This window comes from Arthrobacter sp. fls2-241-R2A-200 (assembly GCF_030209745.1).
GTDB lineage: Bacteria > Actinomycetota > Actinomycetes > Actinomycetales > Micrococcaceae > Arthrobacter.
Genome location: NZ_JARVRJ010000026.1, coordinates 1 through 15,850, shown reverse-complemented (window position 1 = coordinate 15,850; position 15,850 = coordinate 1). Strand labels below are relative to the sequence as shown.

At 62.5% G+C, this 15,850-nt stretch carries 15 protein-coding genes and 1 pseudogene; 11 read left to right on the top strand and 5 right to left on the bottom strand.

Annotated elements, in window-relative coordinates; all coding sequences use genetic code 11:
- Positions 1-1,495 precede the first annotated feature (1,495 nt).
- Complete coding sequence (gene ppsA, locus QRN42_RS17945) at positions 1,496-3,892, top strand: phosphoenolpyruvate synthase (RefSeq protein WP_284980466.1); 2,397 nt, start codon at positions 1,496-1,498, stop codon at positions 3,890-3,892.
- A complete protein-coding gene (locus QRN42_RS17940) occupies positions 3,893-4,723 on the top strand; it encodes a pyruvate, water dikinase regulatory protein (protein WP_284980465.1) in 831 nt (276 codons plus the stop codon).
- A 123-nt stretch (positions 4,724-4,846) separates the two neighbouring features.
- On the opposite strand, the pseudogene QRN42_RS17935 reads toward QRN42_RS17940, so the two are convergent.
- A pseudogene (locus QRN42_RS17935) lies at positions 4,847-5,036 on the bottom strand (IS3 family transposase); the annotation flags it as partial.
- A gap of 12 nt (positions 5,037-5,048) precedes the next feature.
- Positions 5,049-6,569, bottom strand: a complete 1,521-nt coding sequence (locus QRN42_RS17930; RefSeq protein ID WP_284980464.1) for an FG-GAP-like repeat-containing protein — start codon at positions 6,567-6,569, stop codon at positions 5,049-5,051.
- A 477-nt stretch (positions 6,570-7,046) separates the two neighbouring features.
- On the opposite strand from QRN42_RS17930, the gene QRN42_RS17925 reads away from it, so the two are divergent.
- The 3 genes from QRN42_RS17925 (at position 7,047) to QRN42_RS17915 (ending at position 8,289) form a co-directional block, all read left to right on the top strand.
- Positions 7,047-7,385 carry a DUF1801 domain-containing protein gene (locus QRN42_RS17925; protein WP_284980463.1) on the top strand — a complete coding sequence of 113 codons (339 nt, stop codon included), beginning with the start codon at positions 7,047-7,049 and terminating at the stop codon, positions 7,383-7,385.
- Positions 7,386-7,507: 122 nt separating this feature from the next.
- Positions 7,508-7,729 (top strand): hypothetical protein, encoded by a 222-nt coding sequence (locus QRN42_RS17920; RefSeq protein ID WP_284980462.1) that lies wholly within the window; start codon positions 7,508-7,510, stop codon positions 7,727-7,729.
- A gap of 164 nt (positions 7,730-7,893) precedes the next feature.
- Entirely contained in the window at positions 7,894-8,289 is a 396-nt protein-coding gene (locus QRN42_RS17915; RefSeq protein ID WP_284980461.1) for a hypothetical protein, read from the top strand.
- 172 nt (positions 8,290-8,461) lie between these two features.
- Here the strand turns inward: QRN42_RS17915 and QRN42_RS17910 are convergent, their stop codons facing one another.
- Entirely contained in the window at positions 8,462-8,605 is a 144-nt protein-coding gene (locus tag QRN42_RS17910; RefSeq protein ID WP_284980460.1) for a hypothetical protein, read from the bottom strand.
- A gap of 346 nt (positions 8,606-8,951) precedes the next feature.
- Here QRN42_RS17910 and arr point away from each other — a divergent pair, with 346 nt between their 5' ends.
- The 4 genes from arr to QRN42_RS17890 all read left to right on the top strand — a co-directional run bounded on the left by arr (position 8,952) and on the right by QRN42_RS17890 (position 11,804).
- A complete protein-coding gene (gene arr, locus QRN42_RS17905; protein WP_284980459.1) occupies positions 8,952-9,374 on the top strand; it encodes an NAD(+)--rifampin ADP-ribosyltransferase in 423 nt (140 codons plus the stop codon).
- A gap of 345 nt (positions 9,375-9,719) precedes the next feature.
- The gene (locus tag QRN42_RS17900; protein ID WP_284980458.1) at positions 9,720-10,067 is read left to right on the top strand and encodes a VOC family protein; all 348 of its coding nucleotides are present in this window, start codon (positions 9,720-9,722) and stop codon (positions 10,065-10,067) included.
- A gap of 663 nt (positions 10,068-10,730) precedes the next feature.
- On the top strand, positions 10,731-10,970 hold the full coding sequence (locus QRN42_RS17895) for a zinc-ribbon domain-containing protein (RefSeq protein ID WP_284980457.1): 240 nt from the start codon (positions 10,731-10,733) through the stop codon (positions 10,968-10,970).
- A 402-nt stretch (positions 10,971-11,372) separates the two neighbouring features.
- On the top strand, positions 11,373-11,804 hold the full coding sequence (locus tag QRN42_RS17890; protein WP_284980456.1) for an SRPBCC family protein: 432 nt from the start codon (positions 11,373-11,375) through the stop codon (positions 11,802-11,804).
- 266 nt (positions 11,805-12,070) lie between these two features.
- Here the strand turns inward: QRN42_RS17890 and QRN42_RS17885 are convergent, their stop codons facing one another.
- Together QRN42_RS17885 and QRN42_RS17880 are read right to left on the bottom strand one after the other, a co-directional pair.
- Positions 12,071-12,679 (bottom strand): nuclease-related domain-containing protein, encoded by a 609-nt coding sequence (locus QRN42_RS17885; protein WP_284980455.1) that lies wholly within the window; start codon positions 12,677-12,679, stop codon positions 12,071-12,073.
- Positions 12,680-13,192: 513 nt separating this feature from the next.
- Complete coding sequence (locus QRN42_RS17880; protein ID WP_284980454.1) at positions 13,193-13,852, bottom strand: TetR/AcrR family transcriptional regulator; 660 nt, start codon at positions 13,850-13,852, stop codon at positions 13,193-13,195.
- A 98-nt stretch (positions 13,853-13,950) separates the two neighbouring features.
- Here QRN42_RS17880 and QRN42_RS17875 point away from each other — a divergent pair, with 98 nt between their 5' ends.
- Together QRN42_RS17875 and QRN42_RS17870 are read left to right on the top strand one after the other, a co-directional pair.
- On the top strand, positions 13,951-14,403 hold the full coding sequence (locus QRN42_RS17875) for a nuclear transport factor 2 family protein (RefSeq protein WP_284974928.1): 453 nt from the start codon (positions 13,951-13,953) through the stop codon (positions 14,401-14,403).
- Positions 14,400-15,293, top strand: coding sequence for an SDR family oxidoreductase (locus QRN42_RS17870; RefSeq protein WP_284980453.1), 894 nt, complete (start codon positions 14,400-14,402; stop codon positions 15,291-15,293). Before QRN42_RS17875 ends, QRN42_RS17870 begins: the two co-directional genes overlap by 4 nt.
- Positions 15,294-15,850 lie beyond the last annotated feature (557 nt).

Genomic DNA, 15,850 nt, shown 5'->3' with positions numbered 1-15,850 from the left:
CGGAATTCCTTCGGGTACGGCTTGGTCATAGTAGACATCCTTCCAGCCCAGTCCCGTTGACTAGGCACAACAGATGTCACCTATCCGTGCAGCAGACCCGGATCCGTGATCGGGTGGCAGTGCACGCATCGCAGTCGTTGACGGTTTCTCCTGGCTTTCGCGCCCGAATCCAACGCAAAGGGGTTTGTTGGTTGCTTGCCTTGTCCCACTTTGAACAACGGAAGGATGGCCGTCCAGTGCTCCCTGCGGGCGTCCTGTCCAAGATGTCTGTACGAGTCATGTTGCCAGATGGCGGGACGGCTATGAATTTGTGAAAGGAGGTAATCTGATGACGATGTCGTGCTCGGCTCTAACCGCCACTTCCGGCAACAAAGGTTCCGGCAACAAAGGTGTACTTGCCTCCTCGAGCGGAATGAGCTGTATTCCCTCCGCCTCAGACGTTGTCGTGACAGCCAACCTCGAGGCCAAAAACAAAGTGTGGACAATGTCCACACTTTCCGCCCCGGACTTTACCGTACACCCGGGGGATTGCCTCGGATTCCGCAGGTTTCCGCGACTTCCCAGCAATGACAAGGCTGGGAATCGCGTTCGAGTCCCACCTCGGGCACGGCATACCCCCTCGTCAGAGGGGGTTTTGCTTTAATGTGCGTACAAAGCTTGACAAGTGCCTCTGACTGGTCGTCCCGGCTGGTGCCTGGCCGCCGGGTGAGGCCCGTTCAGTTTGGGTGGGAGCGGGTTTGGCGCCTTCGCTGGCGGGCCCTCCGCGTGCTGTGAACTGGGGTTATATGTTCCTCTCTTGGTTCGCCCTGGTTGGCCTACACCTCTTCATGGGGCGGGGGAAGTAGTGCGACATGACCTGGGAGGCTTTCCGTTCTGCAGGTCCCGGATAGAACGTTTTCGGTGCGTACCCCGGCGCCGAAGGTGGCTTGGTCCGGCCATAAGGGGTGTCTACAGTGTGCACACGCAAGTCTGCTTTGGTGGTGACCGTGGTTGGCTCGCCTTCTTCCTTGCAGCTGTCCATGCCGAGTGCCGTCATCGCCGACATGAGTAGCCGTAAAGGCGCCGGTGCATGGGTGCTCAGTCTTTCCGAATTAGCAGCTGTGTCCCGGCGATGATGAGTTGTGACGCTCTGGCTGGCTTGAGCCGGAACGAATTGTCAGCTTAGGGCCTAAGACCTTGGGTGTGACCGCCGATATTCGGCGAAATGAGCCCCGACTTGACGCCATTTTGGAGCGCATATGACGTCAGGTTGGGGTCTAGCTCTACTAACAGGTACGAGTTTGTCTTCTGAGTTCGACATCTGGTTGTCCTGCCTCGGAGGATGAGAGCGGCGTGCGTCATTCCGTGCCTCTGTCGACGTGCTTGGTGACCGTTCGTTACCCCAGTTGGGTGTTGCGCCCATCACATTTAATTGCTTCCAAAAGCTGGAACGTTGATCCTTGCATGACCTAGTTTTTTTCGCTTGTCAGAGCGTGCCCAATGGAGGACACATTTTATGACTAACGTTCTTTGGTTTTCTGAGCTTGGCTTGTCGGACCTTGATCAGGTTGGCGGCAAGAATGCATCGCTTGGGGAAATGGTCCGGAATCTTGCCTCTGCGGGGGTTAAGGTTCCGGGCGGTTTCGCGACGACGGCGGACGCTTACCGGCGTTTTCTGGCGGAGTCCAGCCTTGATACACAGATTGAAGCCGTCCTTGAGGGCTTGGACAGCGGCGACGTGGCCGCTTTGGCCAAGGTCGGCGGGCAGATTCGGGATCTGATCCGTGCTACACCGTTCCCGGCCGGTTTCGAGGAGGACATCCGGTCTGCGTATCAGCGGTTGACGGAGGAGCATGGCGGGGATGTGTCGTGGGCTGTGCGTTCGAGCGCGACTGCTGAGGACCTGCCGGATGCTTCCTTCGCGGGGCAGCAGGAAACGTTCCTGAACATCAGCGGTATCGAGAACATTCTGCACGCGATCAAGGACGTTTTCGCGTCCCTGTACAACGACCGGGCTATTGCTTACCGGGTGCATCACGGCTTCACCCATTCGGAGGTCGCGCTTTCGGCTGGTATTCAGCGGATGGTGCGTTCCGACGTCGGCGCTTCCGGCGTGATGTTCACTATGGACACTGAAACCGGGTTTACCGACGCTGTCTTCATCACCTCGTCCTATGGGTTGGGGGAAGCAGTGGTACAGGGCGCTGTGAACCCTGATGAGTTCTACGTCTACAAGCCGGCGTTGGCGGCGGGGCGCCCGGCGGTGCTTAAGCGCGGTTTGGGGGAGAAGGCCGTGCAGATGGTGTACACGGACTCTTCCGAGGTTGGCCGGACGGTGGATTTCGTACCCGTTCCGCAGGACCTGAGGGCCCGGTTCAGCCTGACGGATGCCGAGGTTGAGCAGCTCGCCCGCCACGCGGTGGCTATCGAGGCTCATTACGGCCGGCCGATGGATATTGAGTGGGGCAAGGACGGACTCGACGGGGAGCTGTACATTCTGCAGGCCCGCCCGGAAACGGTGGAGTCGCGTAAAGCCGCTGGCGTTACTTCGCGGTACACGCTCACCGAGCGTTCGACAGTGTTGGTGGAGGGCCGCGCTATCGGTCAGCGCATCGGTGCCGGGCAGGTGCGGGTGCTGTCTTCAATTGACCAGATGGCCTCCTTCCAGGAGGGCGATGTTCTGGTAGCAAACATGACGGACCCGGACTGGGAACCGATCATGAAGAAGGCCGCCGCGATCGTCACCGACCGTGGTGGGCGGACCTGCCATGCCGCGATCATTGCCCGCGAACTGGGCATCCCGGCTGTTGTCGGTACCGGTTACGCGTCCCAGATCCTCAAGGACGGCGTCCCCGTAACGGTCTCATGCGCCGAGGGTGAGGCCGGGCTGGTGTACGAGGGGTTGCTGGAGTACACGCTGCAGGAGACCAGCCTGGAGACCATGCCCGAAGCCCCGGTGAAGATCATGATGAACGTCGGCACCCCGGAACAGGCCTTCAGCTTCGCCAAGCTCCCTAACCACGGTGTTGGTTTGGCGCGGCTGGAGTTCATCATCAACCGGCAAATCGGCGTCCACCCCAACGCCCTGTTGGCCGTGGGCGGGGAGATCGAGCGTCCGTCGACGCTCGATGATTACACGGTCCGGCAGATCCAGGAGAAAACTGCTGCCTACGATGGACCTCGGGACTACTACATCCGGCGTCTGGCCGAGGGCATCTCGACCATCGCCGCGGCGTTCGCCCCGGAACCGGTGATCATTCGGCTCTCTGACTTCAAGTCCAATGAGTACGCCAACCTTCTGGGCGGTCCGGCGTTCGAACCGGAGGAGGAGAACCCGATGATCGGGTTCCGGGGCGCGTCCCGGTATCTTTCGGCGTCCTTCCGGCAGGCGTTTGAGCTTGAGTGCGAGGCCTTGAAGTATGTGCGCAACGAGATGGGGCTGAACAATATCAAGCTCATGGTCCCGTTCGTGCGGACCCTAGAGGAAGCGAAGGGCGTTACCGAGTTGCTCGCTGCCAACGGGCTAAGCCGCGGCGAGAACGGACTGGAGATCGTGATGATGTGCGAGCTGCCGGCCAACGCGCTGCTTGCCGATGAGTTCCTGGAGTACTTCGACGGGTTCTCTATCGGTTCGAACGACCTGACCCAACTGACTCTGGGCTTGGACCGCGACTCCGCTCTCGTTGCGGAGGGCTTCGATGAACGGAACCCGGCCGTGACCAAACTCCTGGAGATGGCAATCGCGGCCTGCCGGGCCAAGGGCCGCTACGTTGGGATCTGCGGCCAGGGCCCGAGCGACCACCCGGACTTCGCCGAGTGGCTGCTCGCACAGGGGATCAGCTCGATCTCGCTGAACCCGGACGCCGTGACCGAAACCTGGCTGCGCCTGTCCCGCACCAACAGCGCCGTCTAAATGGCAGAACACCACACCGTGGGGGCGGGCACCCTGCCCGCCCCCACGGTCTTTTTCCTCTCGGACAGCACAGGGATCACTGCCGAAACCCTTGGGAACACGCTGCTGACCCAGTTCCCCGGCCATCGGTTGGAACGACGAACCATTCCGTTCATCACCACCGCGGAGCAAGCCCGCGACGTCGTCGCGCTGATCGACAGGGTCGCAGCGGCGGGTCCGCAGCCCATCATCTTCTCCACCACCGTTAGCCAAGACATCCGCGCTGTCCTGTCCCAAAGCCAGGGGCAGTTCTTCGACCTTTTCGATGCGCACATAGGAAAACTCGAGCAGACCCTCGGAAGCACGGCCAATGGCAAGCCCGGTCAGGCCCACGGCGTCGGCGACGCGGTGCGCTACCAGCTACGCATGGCCGCCGTCGAGTACGCGATCGAACACGACGACGGCCAATCCCTCCGCGCGCTCGAACGCGCCGAACTGATCCTCATCGCCCCCTCACGCTGCGGCAAAACACCCACCACCATGTACCTGGCACTCCAACACGGCATCCTTGCCGCGAACTTCCCCCTCGTTGAAGAAGACTTCGACACCATGACCCTGCCCAAGCCCTTGCTGCCATTCGCCAGCAAGTGCTTCGGCCTCACGTCCCAGCCCGTCAGGCTCAGCCAGATCCGGCAGGAACGCCGCCCCGGGAGTAACTACGCATCACTGAACCAATGCACCTTTGAACTCCGTAACGCCGAAGACATGTACCGGACCAACAACATCCCCTATGTGAACTCCGCATCCATGTCTGTAGAAGAAATATCCGCCACCATCCTCCAACGCATATGATCAACAGTCACCGACCCGGCAACCGTAGGCCGTAGCGGGTTCCTGAAGCTACGGCCTATCTGCGCCCACTTGATCGGCGGGGAAAGGGGACTGCCCCCGCTTTAGTTGACTTAGGGGGTCTTCGGCCGCTGTGAGCGCGGTCCGGCTGATTCATATTCGATGGGCGTGAGTTTTCCCAACCGTCTTGGCCCTCGACGGCAGTGGTAGGCCGTTCGATCCAGGTCGTGATGGCCTGCCGAACGTCCTGCCGCGTGAGCCACCGTTGACGGTCCAGAACGTTCTGCTGCAGCAACGAGAAGAACAACTCCATCGCGGGTCGGCGGATTCAGGCAACAGCCGTCATGATGTTCCAGCCTTGGCCGACCTGGACGCGGGACAGCCAGCCGTTGTGTCCGTTTCCGGGGTAGAGCCAGAGGTTCCCGGCGGCGTCCCGGGCGAGCAGATCGGCGCGGCCGTCGCCGTTGAAGTCGCCGGGGGTCACGAGTGCGTCCATGACATTCCACCCCTGTCCGGACTGGACCCGTGGAAGCCAGCCGGTGGAACCATCGCTGGGGTAGACCCACAACAGACCTGCAGCATCCCGGGCCAGGACGTCGGGATGCCCGTCCCCGTTCAGGTCCCCGGCGCCAAGGATTGCCGTCATGCCTTGCCAGCCCTGCCCGACGTGGACCTTCGGCAACCATCCGCCGCTTCCATCGCCTGGGTAGAGCCACAGAACTCCTGCAGTGTCACGTGCGAGGAGGTCGGGAAAGCCGTCACTGTCGAAGTCACCGGGGCCGGTGATCGCGGTCATGCCCTGCCAGCCTTGTCCCACCTGGACCCGTGGAAGCCAGCCGTTGGCGCCGTTGCCGGGGTAGAGCCAGAGTGCCCCGCTTCCGTCGCGGGCCACGACATCGGTGCGGCCGTCGGAGGTGAAGTCCCGGTTGGACGGATCCCGGATTACGGAGACCGAACCGTCGGAGGAGGGCACATAGAGCGTGTGTCCTGTCTGGTCCACCACGGGCCGGCCGGGATCGTGAACCGGGATGGTATCGGTGACTGTGCTGCCATGGATGACGGACACCGTGTGAAGGCCCGGGCTTGTCACATAAGCGGTATGAGTCACCGAATCCACGACGACGTCGCGCGGAAAAGGAACGTTGATTGTTCGCACCACAGCTCCGCCGTTGATGACCAGGACTTTTTTATCGAACTCGCCCGGAACGTAGACGTCATGGGTTACGGAGTCGACAGCGATTGACCAGCCGCCTGCTGCGCCGACAGTCTGGACTTCGACGTCGTCGACGATGACTGACAGAGTACTTTTGCTGTAGTTGCCGGCATACACTTTGTGCGTGGACGTGTCCACCGCGATTGACCACACGTATCCTTCGTCCTTCAAGACGATCGTCTTGGTGACCTTGTCGCCCTGGATGACCGTAACTCCGGCCATTGAGGTGGCGACGTAGACCTTCCCGGTGCCGGGGTCAATAGCGAGAGCCTGCGGCTGATCAGGCATGGGGATCGTGGTTGTCACCGTGGTTCCTTTGATGACCAAGACCGTGTTGTTCGACGAATCGACTGCGTACACGGCGTGGGTTACCGGGTCGGCGGCCATGGAGACTTCGCCGACGGGGATTTTGCCGGTCAGGACACCGTCCTTGAACATCGAGATGGCTCCGTCTGCCCCCACATAGAGGGTCCGGCTCGCCGGGTCGTAGGCCGTCGACAACGCGTGGCTTCCAACCTGGATCCGGTAGCTCTCCTCCGGTGCTGCCACGGCGGCGTTACCACCGTGACCAGCGATCGTGAGCGAGAGAGCAGCAACCAAGGCAAGACCGATACGAGCTACGAAAGGACTGCGCATGCCGCCACCCTACAGTCACACAGAGCAGCGCTCCCCGGTTCGCTGGAAGACGCGCCTGCGGCGTCGGCAGTTGAGGCGACAGGACGGTGGGCGGGTCCGAGGTGCGGCAAGCCTTCCGGGCGTGAAGTTTGCTACCAGGTGGCGTCGATGAGGCGCAGCCGCTCGGAGAGGCGGGACCGGTCGCCAGCCGTGGGCGTCCGGGCGCACGAGTTTGGTCTCGGCCCGGTAGCCGGACGGAGTGATCCTAGCGAGGGGCTGGTGCTGTTTGACCGTGGGATCACGCAGCTCGCAGTGTCTCGTTAAGGCGCCTCAGCGTGAGCTGTCTCAGTAGGCAAGTTCGGGGCGTTTTCAAGGCCATGATGGGACGGTTGAGGCCGGTAGGGTACCCGAGACGGGCGTACGATCACGTCATGAGTGCGGTAGCCGGAGCCGGCTATAACAATTGCCGAGGGACTACATGAAGGAGACCTGACCACGATGTTCACGAAAAAGGGTGACGCGGCCGTCCTCGCCAAACTCGGTGAAGCCCCGGCGCAGTACCGCGAGATAGGCGAACGCCTCCATAGCATCATCCGGGAGGCCGCGCCCTCGTTAGAGCCGATCGTCCGCTGGGGGCTACCTTTCTACGTGAAGGACGGAAAGGACGTCTGCTACATCAAACCGGATAAGGACTTTATCGCGTTCGGCTTCGGTGAGGTTGTGAACCCTGCCTTCGAGGAGGGTGTACACATGCACCCGGTCGCGTGGAACATCACCTCGCTGGATGCCGCGACGGAGGCAAAGATCCGCAGCCTTGTCGAGAAAGCAGTTGCCTGACCCGAACGCGTTCAGGATGTGGTGTTTGCCGTGCCCAAGGCGAAACATGCAGCGTGCATACTCTGCCCGAATCTGAGTGTTACGGTGGGCCCGTCGGCAGCTGTTTGATCCTGGAGGCGACCATGACGGCAGACAGTAGTGAACAAGATCCCGCCAAGAGCGGGGATGCCGGTCCCGATGGTTTGGGGCGAGATGGCATCGCTGCGGACCCGGCAAGCGGTGTGCGCTTGGGTGCGGGCACGGAGCTGAACACCTTCGAGCCGGAGGAAGAGCCCGAAGCCGTCGCCCAAGGCACAGAGGATACGGGGGACAGCCCTGCGGAGCCCTCCGCCCCGGGCCGATAGAAATATGTCCGGGCGCGACGGCCTCCTTGTTCAACGCTGTGCCTTAGCGGTCGTATCCCTCTCTGGCACGATGGACACGACGGGCAGAAAGAGGCGGGCGATGTCCAGGCATAGCGCGTACGACGCGTGACCGCAGGTGGCACGGTGTTCAAGAGGAACGGGTCATGGAGAATGAATTCGACGGCGTACCCGCCCGCGAGGGGATCGAGCGGGTCGAGGTCCGGGAAGTCAGGGAACGGGGTTCAGCAGAGACCCCGGCGATAGCATCCGGGCACCGGCCGAGGGTCAACCCCTTCGTCGTGGTCCTGTGGGTTGTAGCCGTGATCTTAGGCTCGGTTGGCTGCGTAGGTGCCTACGGATCCATGGCTTACTCATCTTTTGCCGGCTACTCCAGCGCTTTCCAGCAGGAACTTCCGCCGCCGTGGTACTTCTACCTCGGGCAGTTCACTCCGTTCTTCCTCACAGGTGCAGCGTTGGCCATGGTGACTGCACTGACGCTCCACGCTTTGATCTGGGAGGCGCGCCATTGGTCTCACAGCCCTTCCCAAGACAGGCCATAGGGGGAGGCCCTGATTACCACCGGGTTCAACTGAGCTCGAGAGCGCGGCACCCGCTCCGGGCACAGGACCGAAGCGACCAGTGTCGACGGGGAGCGGCTGCCCCAACTGCGATCCAAGGGATCAGGAGCTGGCCTGGGACCGGTATGCACAGGAGCTTCGCCGCCGGTGGGGTTCAGGACAGGCGCTGGAAGTGGCCGGGCTTCACCTGGATCAGAATGGGCAGCGCCAGCTGGACGGGGGTGTTGCCGACGGGCTCCTCGAGCAGTTCGTTGATCGAGCTCTGCCCTTGAAGTTCCCCGAACTCGTCCCTTTCCATGCTTGAACCCTAGACAGGACCGGGCGGCGTCGGGTCCAGGGACACGCGGGGCGGGGGAGTGCCAGAAGCGGATCTTACGTCGGAACCAGACCGTGAGCGCCCGGGAGAGTAGATGCGGGCAACCCCGTAAGACGATCCCTTACCCGAGCGTCCGTCCGCGTTCGTGTCTCTGCGCCAAGCCGACAGGGCGTCCCTCACCGCACGTAGCGACACTTTCTGAGGACTGGTGCAGTGCAGTTTTACCTCCACTACTACTCTCAGGATAAAGCGCCAAGGGGGACTTGCGGCAAGGCCCTGCTGACGTGGAACAATCGCGGGGCCGAGTAAGCCGATAGAAGGAGTCCAGGTGTCCAGACCACTCGAAGAGGGCCCATTTTTCCATGGCACGGTCGCGGATTTGAAGGTGGGAGAGTTGCTCACAGCGGGCAACCGATCGAACTACCGCCCCGAGATCGTGATGAACCATATCTACTTCACTGCTCTCGCCGACGGAGCCGGCCTCGCAGCAGAAATCGCCGCGGAACTGGCAGGGGGCGCGGTGACTCCACGGGTGTACGTTGTCGAGCCCACCGGAGCCTTCGAGGACGACCCGAACGTGACCGACAAGAAGTTCCCCGGTAACCCCACCCGGTCGTACCGGAGCAGACACCCGTTGCTAATTTGCGGCGAGATCACCGAGTGGGCCCGGCTGACACCCGAACAGCTGCAGACGTGGCGGGAACGGCTATCGGGGCTGCTCTCCAGCGAGCGAGGCGAAATCATCAATTGAATGCTTCACACGGGCGAGCTGCCTCATCGCTGGAGAACTTGTCTAAGCGCGCCCTCTGCGAAGCCTTAAGCACCGACGGCGATGACGGTGCCCGCAACCGGATCCCGCCAGCGGCTACCGACAAGGGGGACGCGCCACCCGCGGGACAATATCAGATGACTCCTCGATAGCGGCTACTCGGGCATCCCGGTGAGCATCGCGCCTACTCGGGAGAATCACGATGCCTGCGCGTAGCTTTCTTGTGGACCGTGGCGTAGTGTCCCCAGAACCGATGCCGGACGCGTCTGTTGACGGAGCTACACGGCTGGCTCGCTTCTTTGTTACCAACATGGAAAGGAGACGGCGATGGCTGCCATAGTGAACTACTTCGAGGTCGGCTCGGCCGACCCGGATGCCGCACGGAGCTTCTACGGCTCACTATTTGACTGGACCTTCGGTGAGCCCTCGCCGGTCGGCTACCGGATGGTGAACGGCTACAAGGGTGGTCTGTGGGATACCACGTCGCTGGGAGGAAACTCATGGGCGATCTTCTACGTACAGGTCGATGATGTGAAGGCTGCGATCACCCAAGCCGAATCGCTCGGTGCGAGCATCGCCGTCCCATTCGTCGACAACGGCACCATCGAGTTCGCGCACATCCTGGACCCGCAGGGGAACCGCTTCGGCGTGTGGCGACCGAAACAATCGGACTGAACCGGGGGACCCGCGTTGCCGCCGATCGGGTTCGACACGGGAGCACGGCAACCTCTCCTCTGATGAAGGTCCTGACCGGCTGGACGCACGGGACTATCTTCGGACGCGACCAAGAAAAACCGTGCCTTGAGAGGTTGCGGCCCGGACAAGAAAATCATGGCGGAGCCTCTTTCGAGGCCGCGCCAGGATCAGTCATGGCCCGGTGGCATCGCCGCCGCACGCCTTGAGTTTTAGTTGTAGTTGTGGCTCCGGTTGCCGGCCTTCCCCAACCCGCGGGCGACCATAAGACCAACGGTCAGCCAGGTGATCATTTGCATGGCGTCGTGGGCGTTGAAGAGGTCTACGCCGTTATTGCTCTTGTCGTCCCCGACGACTCCTGTAGTGGTGTGAGGGGCCTTGGGCGGCCGTGCGCTCAGGGTCCCGTTTCAAAAACCGAGAAAACATCTTCTCTACAACGTAGACAGTACATGTAGACCATCGAGTTAGCAAGTATGCTTAGTATCTTGGGGGGCTGCGCTCCGGGCCCGGGGTCCGGCCCTGGCCGACTACGACGACGCCCGGGAACTGGGCCAAGGCATCAGCATCCTCCCGCGCGGACTCACCGATCAAATCTCCCGAACCGAACGAAAACCAGCCAGACCGCAACATCGAAAGGTCACACCCATGTTCCTCCTCTTCGGACTTATCACCAGGCCCCGCGAGTTACCAGGACGGACCGCCACATGCCAGCACTGCGGCCAATTCGTGCACCACCACCTCGAAGAACGAACCACCAAACTCACGCTCTTCTTCGTCCCCGTCCTCACCACCTCCAGAAAACTGACGACCGTGTGCAGCAACTGCGGATACACCTCAACGGGCAAAGCACCCCGGAACTCCCGCCCCCTCACCCCTGGCCAGTAGAACCCAGCATCGGAGGTAGTGTCCGTTTTAGAGTCCTCTACCGGGCGGCCCCGAGCTCTACTCTGGCCCCGGCTTCATTACAGAACGTGGCCGCATTCAACTCAGTGAAAAACGCGCCGTGTCACCCCATTGAACGACCGCGTGTGGCATCGGCCCGCCGGTTCCGACGTTCCGGATGGCCATGGTTCGGCCGGAACAGGTTGTCCCCGGACTTCCCGTTCAGTACGCATAATCACGTGCCTTTGCGATCCTGATCCGCATGTCGACAGCAGTCCTGCGTCGCCCCGACAGGGCAATTTTCGTACCTATGTTCCATCGTGCTCCTAAGCCGTACGATGGAGTTGCTTCAACTTGGAGAGAGATTTCTCCGCCTCGAGTACGACGCCCGTCGGAGGAGGAGTCATGGTCAAATCTGCAGAGAGCGTAGTCATCGCCCGGCCGGCAGCACAGGTCTTCCGATACGTTGCGGACCTCCGCAACGAACCGAACTGGCATGTTGACCTAGCCACGGTGCCTCCCGAGACGGATCCGGTTCCGGTCGTCGGTAAGACGTACGCTCTGAAATTCAAGCCCTTCATGGGCAAGACCGACGGCACGTTCACTGCATTGAAGGTCGAGCCCGGCGTGTGCGTGGAATACCGAGCCGACTTCGCCGGACTGCAGCCACGCATCACTTACACGGTCGAGGCGGCCGGAGAGGGCACGCGGTTCACCCGCGGGGTCGACATGCGACTCATCGGGCTCAAGATGCTCATGACCCCGATGATGGCGGTTATGGTTCCGCGCCGGAACAAGGTCTTTGTCCAGAATCTCAAGCGCGCGTTGGAAGCGTAAAAGCCGTTATCGGGGAGCTCCAGCTCTACAACCCCTACATGCCGGAATCGACCGTTCTTGATCTGCTTTCGTCATGCCTCCCAAGAAGTCGAAAAAGCACTCATATTGTTGGCCTGTGAGTTACAGCGGTAAATGGCGGCGTTTTTGCAGTGCTATTTGGCGCAGGGTAGCCCGGTAGGGGACCGTTGAGCGTGCTGCTGAACAGCTTGGAATGTCGACACCGGACGTCACGCAGACTTGAGCCGTGAGGCCACCGACTCACGCGTCTACGGCACATCAACGCCGCCGGCTCTCTGCTCCATAAGCGCTTTGGCTAACCGTTTCGGCCAGAGCACGTGGACGCCCCGAGTCGAGAACGCGCCCCCGATCACGGGCCAGTCTGCTTCGATGAAGCACAGAGCCCCGACGACTGGAACGTCACCGACGATGTCTCGCACGACGTCGACCTGTTCGAGCACCCCATCGACCAGTTTCGTGCAATCACGCCGGCCAACGAGGAGCTTCTCGACGCGTGGGCGAAGGATGCCACCTTCGATCTTCAGTTCAGGCCGTCCCTTGTATCGCTTGGCGTCGATAACCCAGATTCCGCCGCGAGTAATGGCGAGGTGGTCGATGTTGGCCTTCGAGCCGGGGATGCGCCGGTCGTGGAGGACAGCCAGGCCATCGGCTGCCAAGGCGTTTAGCCGAGCACCGAGTCGTTCCTCACCGATCGCGCCTCGATCCCAGGACTTCGTGTGCCGCCGCTCGTCAGAGAGGGCGACTGCGAGGCCACCGAAGCGGCCCCACTTCTCGCGGAGCTTTTCTTCGTCCTTCGCCTTACGGCGCTCATATTCGCGTCGGGCGGACGACCCGGGTACTCCCGACTCAGCGGACACCGAATCATCATAAGGTGGTTCCAGGTCTGGGGAGATGGGTTCCGTAGCCTCGGTGGCGCATTCCAAGCAGAGGACGGTCTTCGTGTCGCTCTCATAGATCGCTTCTGTCCAGGCCGGAAGAGAGGCGCCGCACAGCCGGCACGCTCCGGCGTACCGGAGCCTCATCTGCCTCATGAGGATGCACTTTGGAACATTGGCACGAATCCAGTCTGCTTATGGATCACGGCGGTTAGGCCGCGGACGCGCTTTGCCATGGCTCAATCTTCACCCAGTGCAGGAACTTTTTCGGGGGTGCCGCGCGTAACGGTACCTAAGACCCCGCGAACTGTCCTCGTCGGTCGAGGACGAGTGGCCATAGAATCGCCGTTTCGGTGGGTCCTTCAGGGGGCGGCCTTGGGGTGGTGTCTGCCCACTCTCCGCGCGCGGATTGCCGTCGAAAGTCGCAACGGCACGGTCCTCGACGTTCCCCCGTCCCGGGCCTCGCCGACGTGCAGACGACGACGGCCAGCGTTCCTAGAGCAGGTTCGCCCTGAGCGTCTTGGCGATGAAGGTGCCGTACCGCTCGGCGGACCATCCCCGTTTCATGACGAGGGTCTCGTACAGCTCGGAGGTGGTGCAGGTGAACATGACGTCCGCGGCCTCCAAGGCGCTGAGGCCTGGACGTAGGAGCCCCCGGGCCTTCATCTGTTGCGCGTTGTGCAGCATCCGCCGGTAGCGGGCGTCGTCGACCTCGCGCAGCAAGTCCGCCATGGCAGCATCGCCGCTGGCCGCCGCGTCCCGGATGAGCAGCATGATCGGTGCCTCGAGCGGACCGACCTCGGTAGTGAAGCGACCGAGCCGCTCCATGAGTGCTAGCGAATCGGTGGCAGTCAGCTGCGCAAGATCCGAACGCTGCTCCGCTGGTGTCCCACCCGCGCCGAGGAGGCTTTGTTCCTGGATCGCCCGCACGAGCCCTGGCTTGCCGCCGAAGTTCTTGTACACCGATTCGGGAGACACCCCGGCCGCGCGCGCGATCTGCGCTATCGTCGTGGGCCCGAAACCCTGCGCGAGGAACAATTCGCGCGCCCGTGCGAGCACGAGGCGCCGCGACGCCTCGGCGAGCTCGCGGCGCCGTCGCGCGTCGTAGGGCCGCCCGGGCGTGGGAGGGTCTGACGCATTGACGTGGTGGCTCATCGGTCCTAAACTCCAATCAATACAGTTAACTGTATTTAAAGTAAATCTAGCAGAGCTGAGCCTCCTCCACACGCCCGAGGCACCAAGGAGTCATCATCATGGACACGCCTGACGGTGTGGACCGCCTTCCCGACGGGCCCGTGCGTCGCATGTTCGCCGCCGCCGGCCAGCACGACCTCGACGGGATGGTCGCCGAGTTCGCCGACGACTACATCAACATCACCCCCAACCACCCCGACCGCAGCTTCACCGGCAGAGCTCAAGTGCGGTCCAACTGGTCCGCCCTCTTCAAGGGAATCCCCGATCTCACGCTGGAAATCCGTGACGCGGCGACGGCGCCCGATGGGAAGGTCTGGGTCGAGTGGGCCTCCCGCGGTACACGTCGTGACGGCGTGCCCGTCGAGCAGGCCGGAGTCTCGATCTTCACCCCGCGCGAGGACCGGCTCACCGCCGTCCGGTTCTACCTCGAGCCCGTCGAGCGCGCTTCCGGGGACGTCAACACGGCCGTCCGGGCTGTCGCCGGCGTCGATTCGACAGGACCACGGCCATGATCCTCGTCGTGGGCGCGACCGGTGATCTCGGCGGCCGCGTTGCCAGGCAGCTGCGCCTGGAGGGACAGGACGTCCGCTGCCTCGTGCGGCAGCGGAGCGATGACACCGGGTTGCGCGAGCTCGGCATGGAAGTCGTGCGCGGCGACCTCACGGTACCTGCCAGCCTCAAAGCTGCATGTCAGGGCGTCGATACTGTGATCGCCACAGCGACGGCGATCGGTCGACGCCTCGCCGGGACCAGCGCTGCGACGATCCGGGCCGTGGACGAACAAGGCATGAGCTCCCTGGTGGATGTGGCCGAGGCCGCGGGCGTTCGCCGCTTCGTCTACATGTCCTTCGCCGGAGCCGACGAGGTTATCGGCACACCCCTGGATCGCGCCAAGCTGGCGATCGAGAGGCGCCTTACGAGCTCAGCGATGCAGACGGTCATCGTCCGCTCGGACGCATTTCAAGAAGTCCACCTCGCCCCCATGGCCCGTTTCGACATGGCCGCCGGGAAGGCAGCGGTCATCGGCAAGGGTGACACCAAGAGGCGCTGGGTGGCCACGGATGACGTCGCGGCTCTTCTCTCGGCGGTCGCACTCGAGCCGGATCCGCCAGTGCTGATCGAGGTCGGCGGCCCAGAGTCGCTCACGAAGAACGAAGCCATCGCGTTCGCCGAGGAGCTCATTCATCACAAAATGAAGGTGCGGCACATGCCGCGCCCCATCGCCCGCCTTGCGATCCGCCTGCTCAACCGCCGCAACGACGCCCTCTCGTCCTTGTTCGGCGCCGGGCTGCTCGGGGACCTCCGGGAGGCCACCTGGGACGACAAGCCCCTCCGCCAGCGGGGAATCAACCCCAAACCCGCCCGCGACTTCCTCCGCGAGCAGGCGCGCGAACTGACCTGAGCGGCCCCGTCGATTTATAGGAGACGTCTCGGCGTGAATTGGTCTGGTTCCCCTTGAAGGGCACCTCGCCGGGGAAGGCAAGGACGGTCCCCATCGCCGTTGCCCCGCCGGGGGGTCGCTGTCGTTGTCCGCTTGGAGCCGGCCGGTGTGACCACGGCTAACGGCTCCCGCGACCTGTTCCTCTACTGCCCCACGTCGCTTTTTTGCGGCAACCACCTTGGCGGCTGCATGGGAGCAACGTGCGGCCATAGGATCAGGGTGTCATGATCGCGCACTAGGCGCTGCGTCTGCAGATCCCAGGCCATTGGTCGTGGAGCCGATGAGTACGACTCGATCAAGGCCTGCGCGAGCCTCAGGAACGGCTGATGTTCACCTATCTTGTCGTTAAGCGGCACTGTCAGGTGCCCGGCGACAAACGTGTCCAAGCAATGTGGCGCTGTCGTGTGGTGCCCGAAACTACGCGCACCGATCCCGCGGGCCGCCGCAAATGACCGAAAGACCCCCTGTTGCCTCACGTCAATAGGTCCGGGAAGCGTGGTTCGTTGCCTCATGTGAAA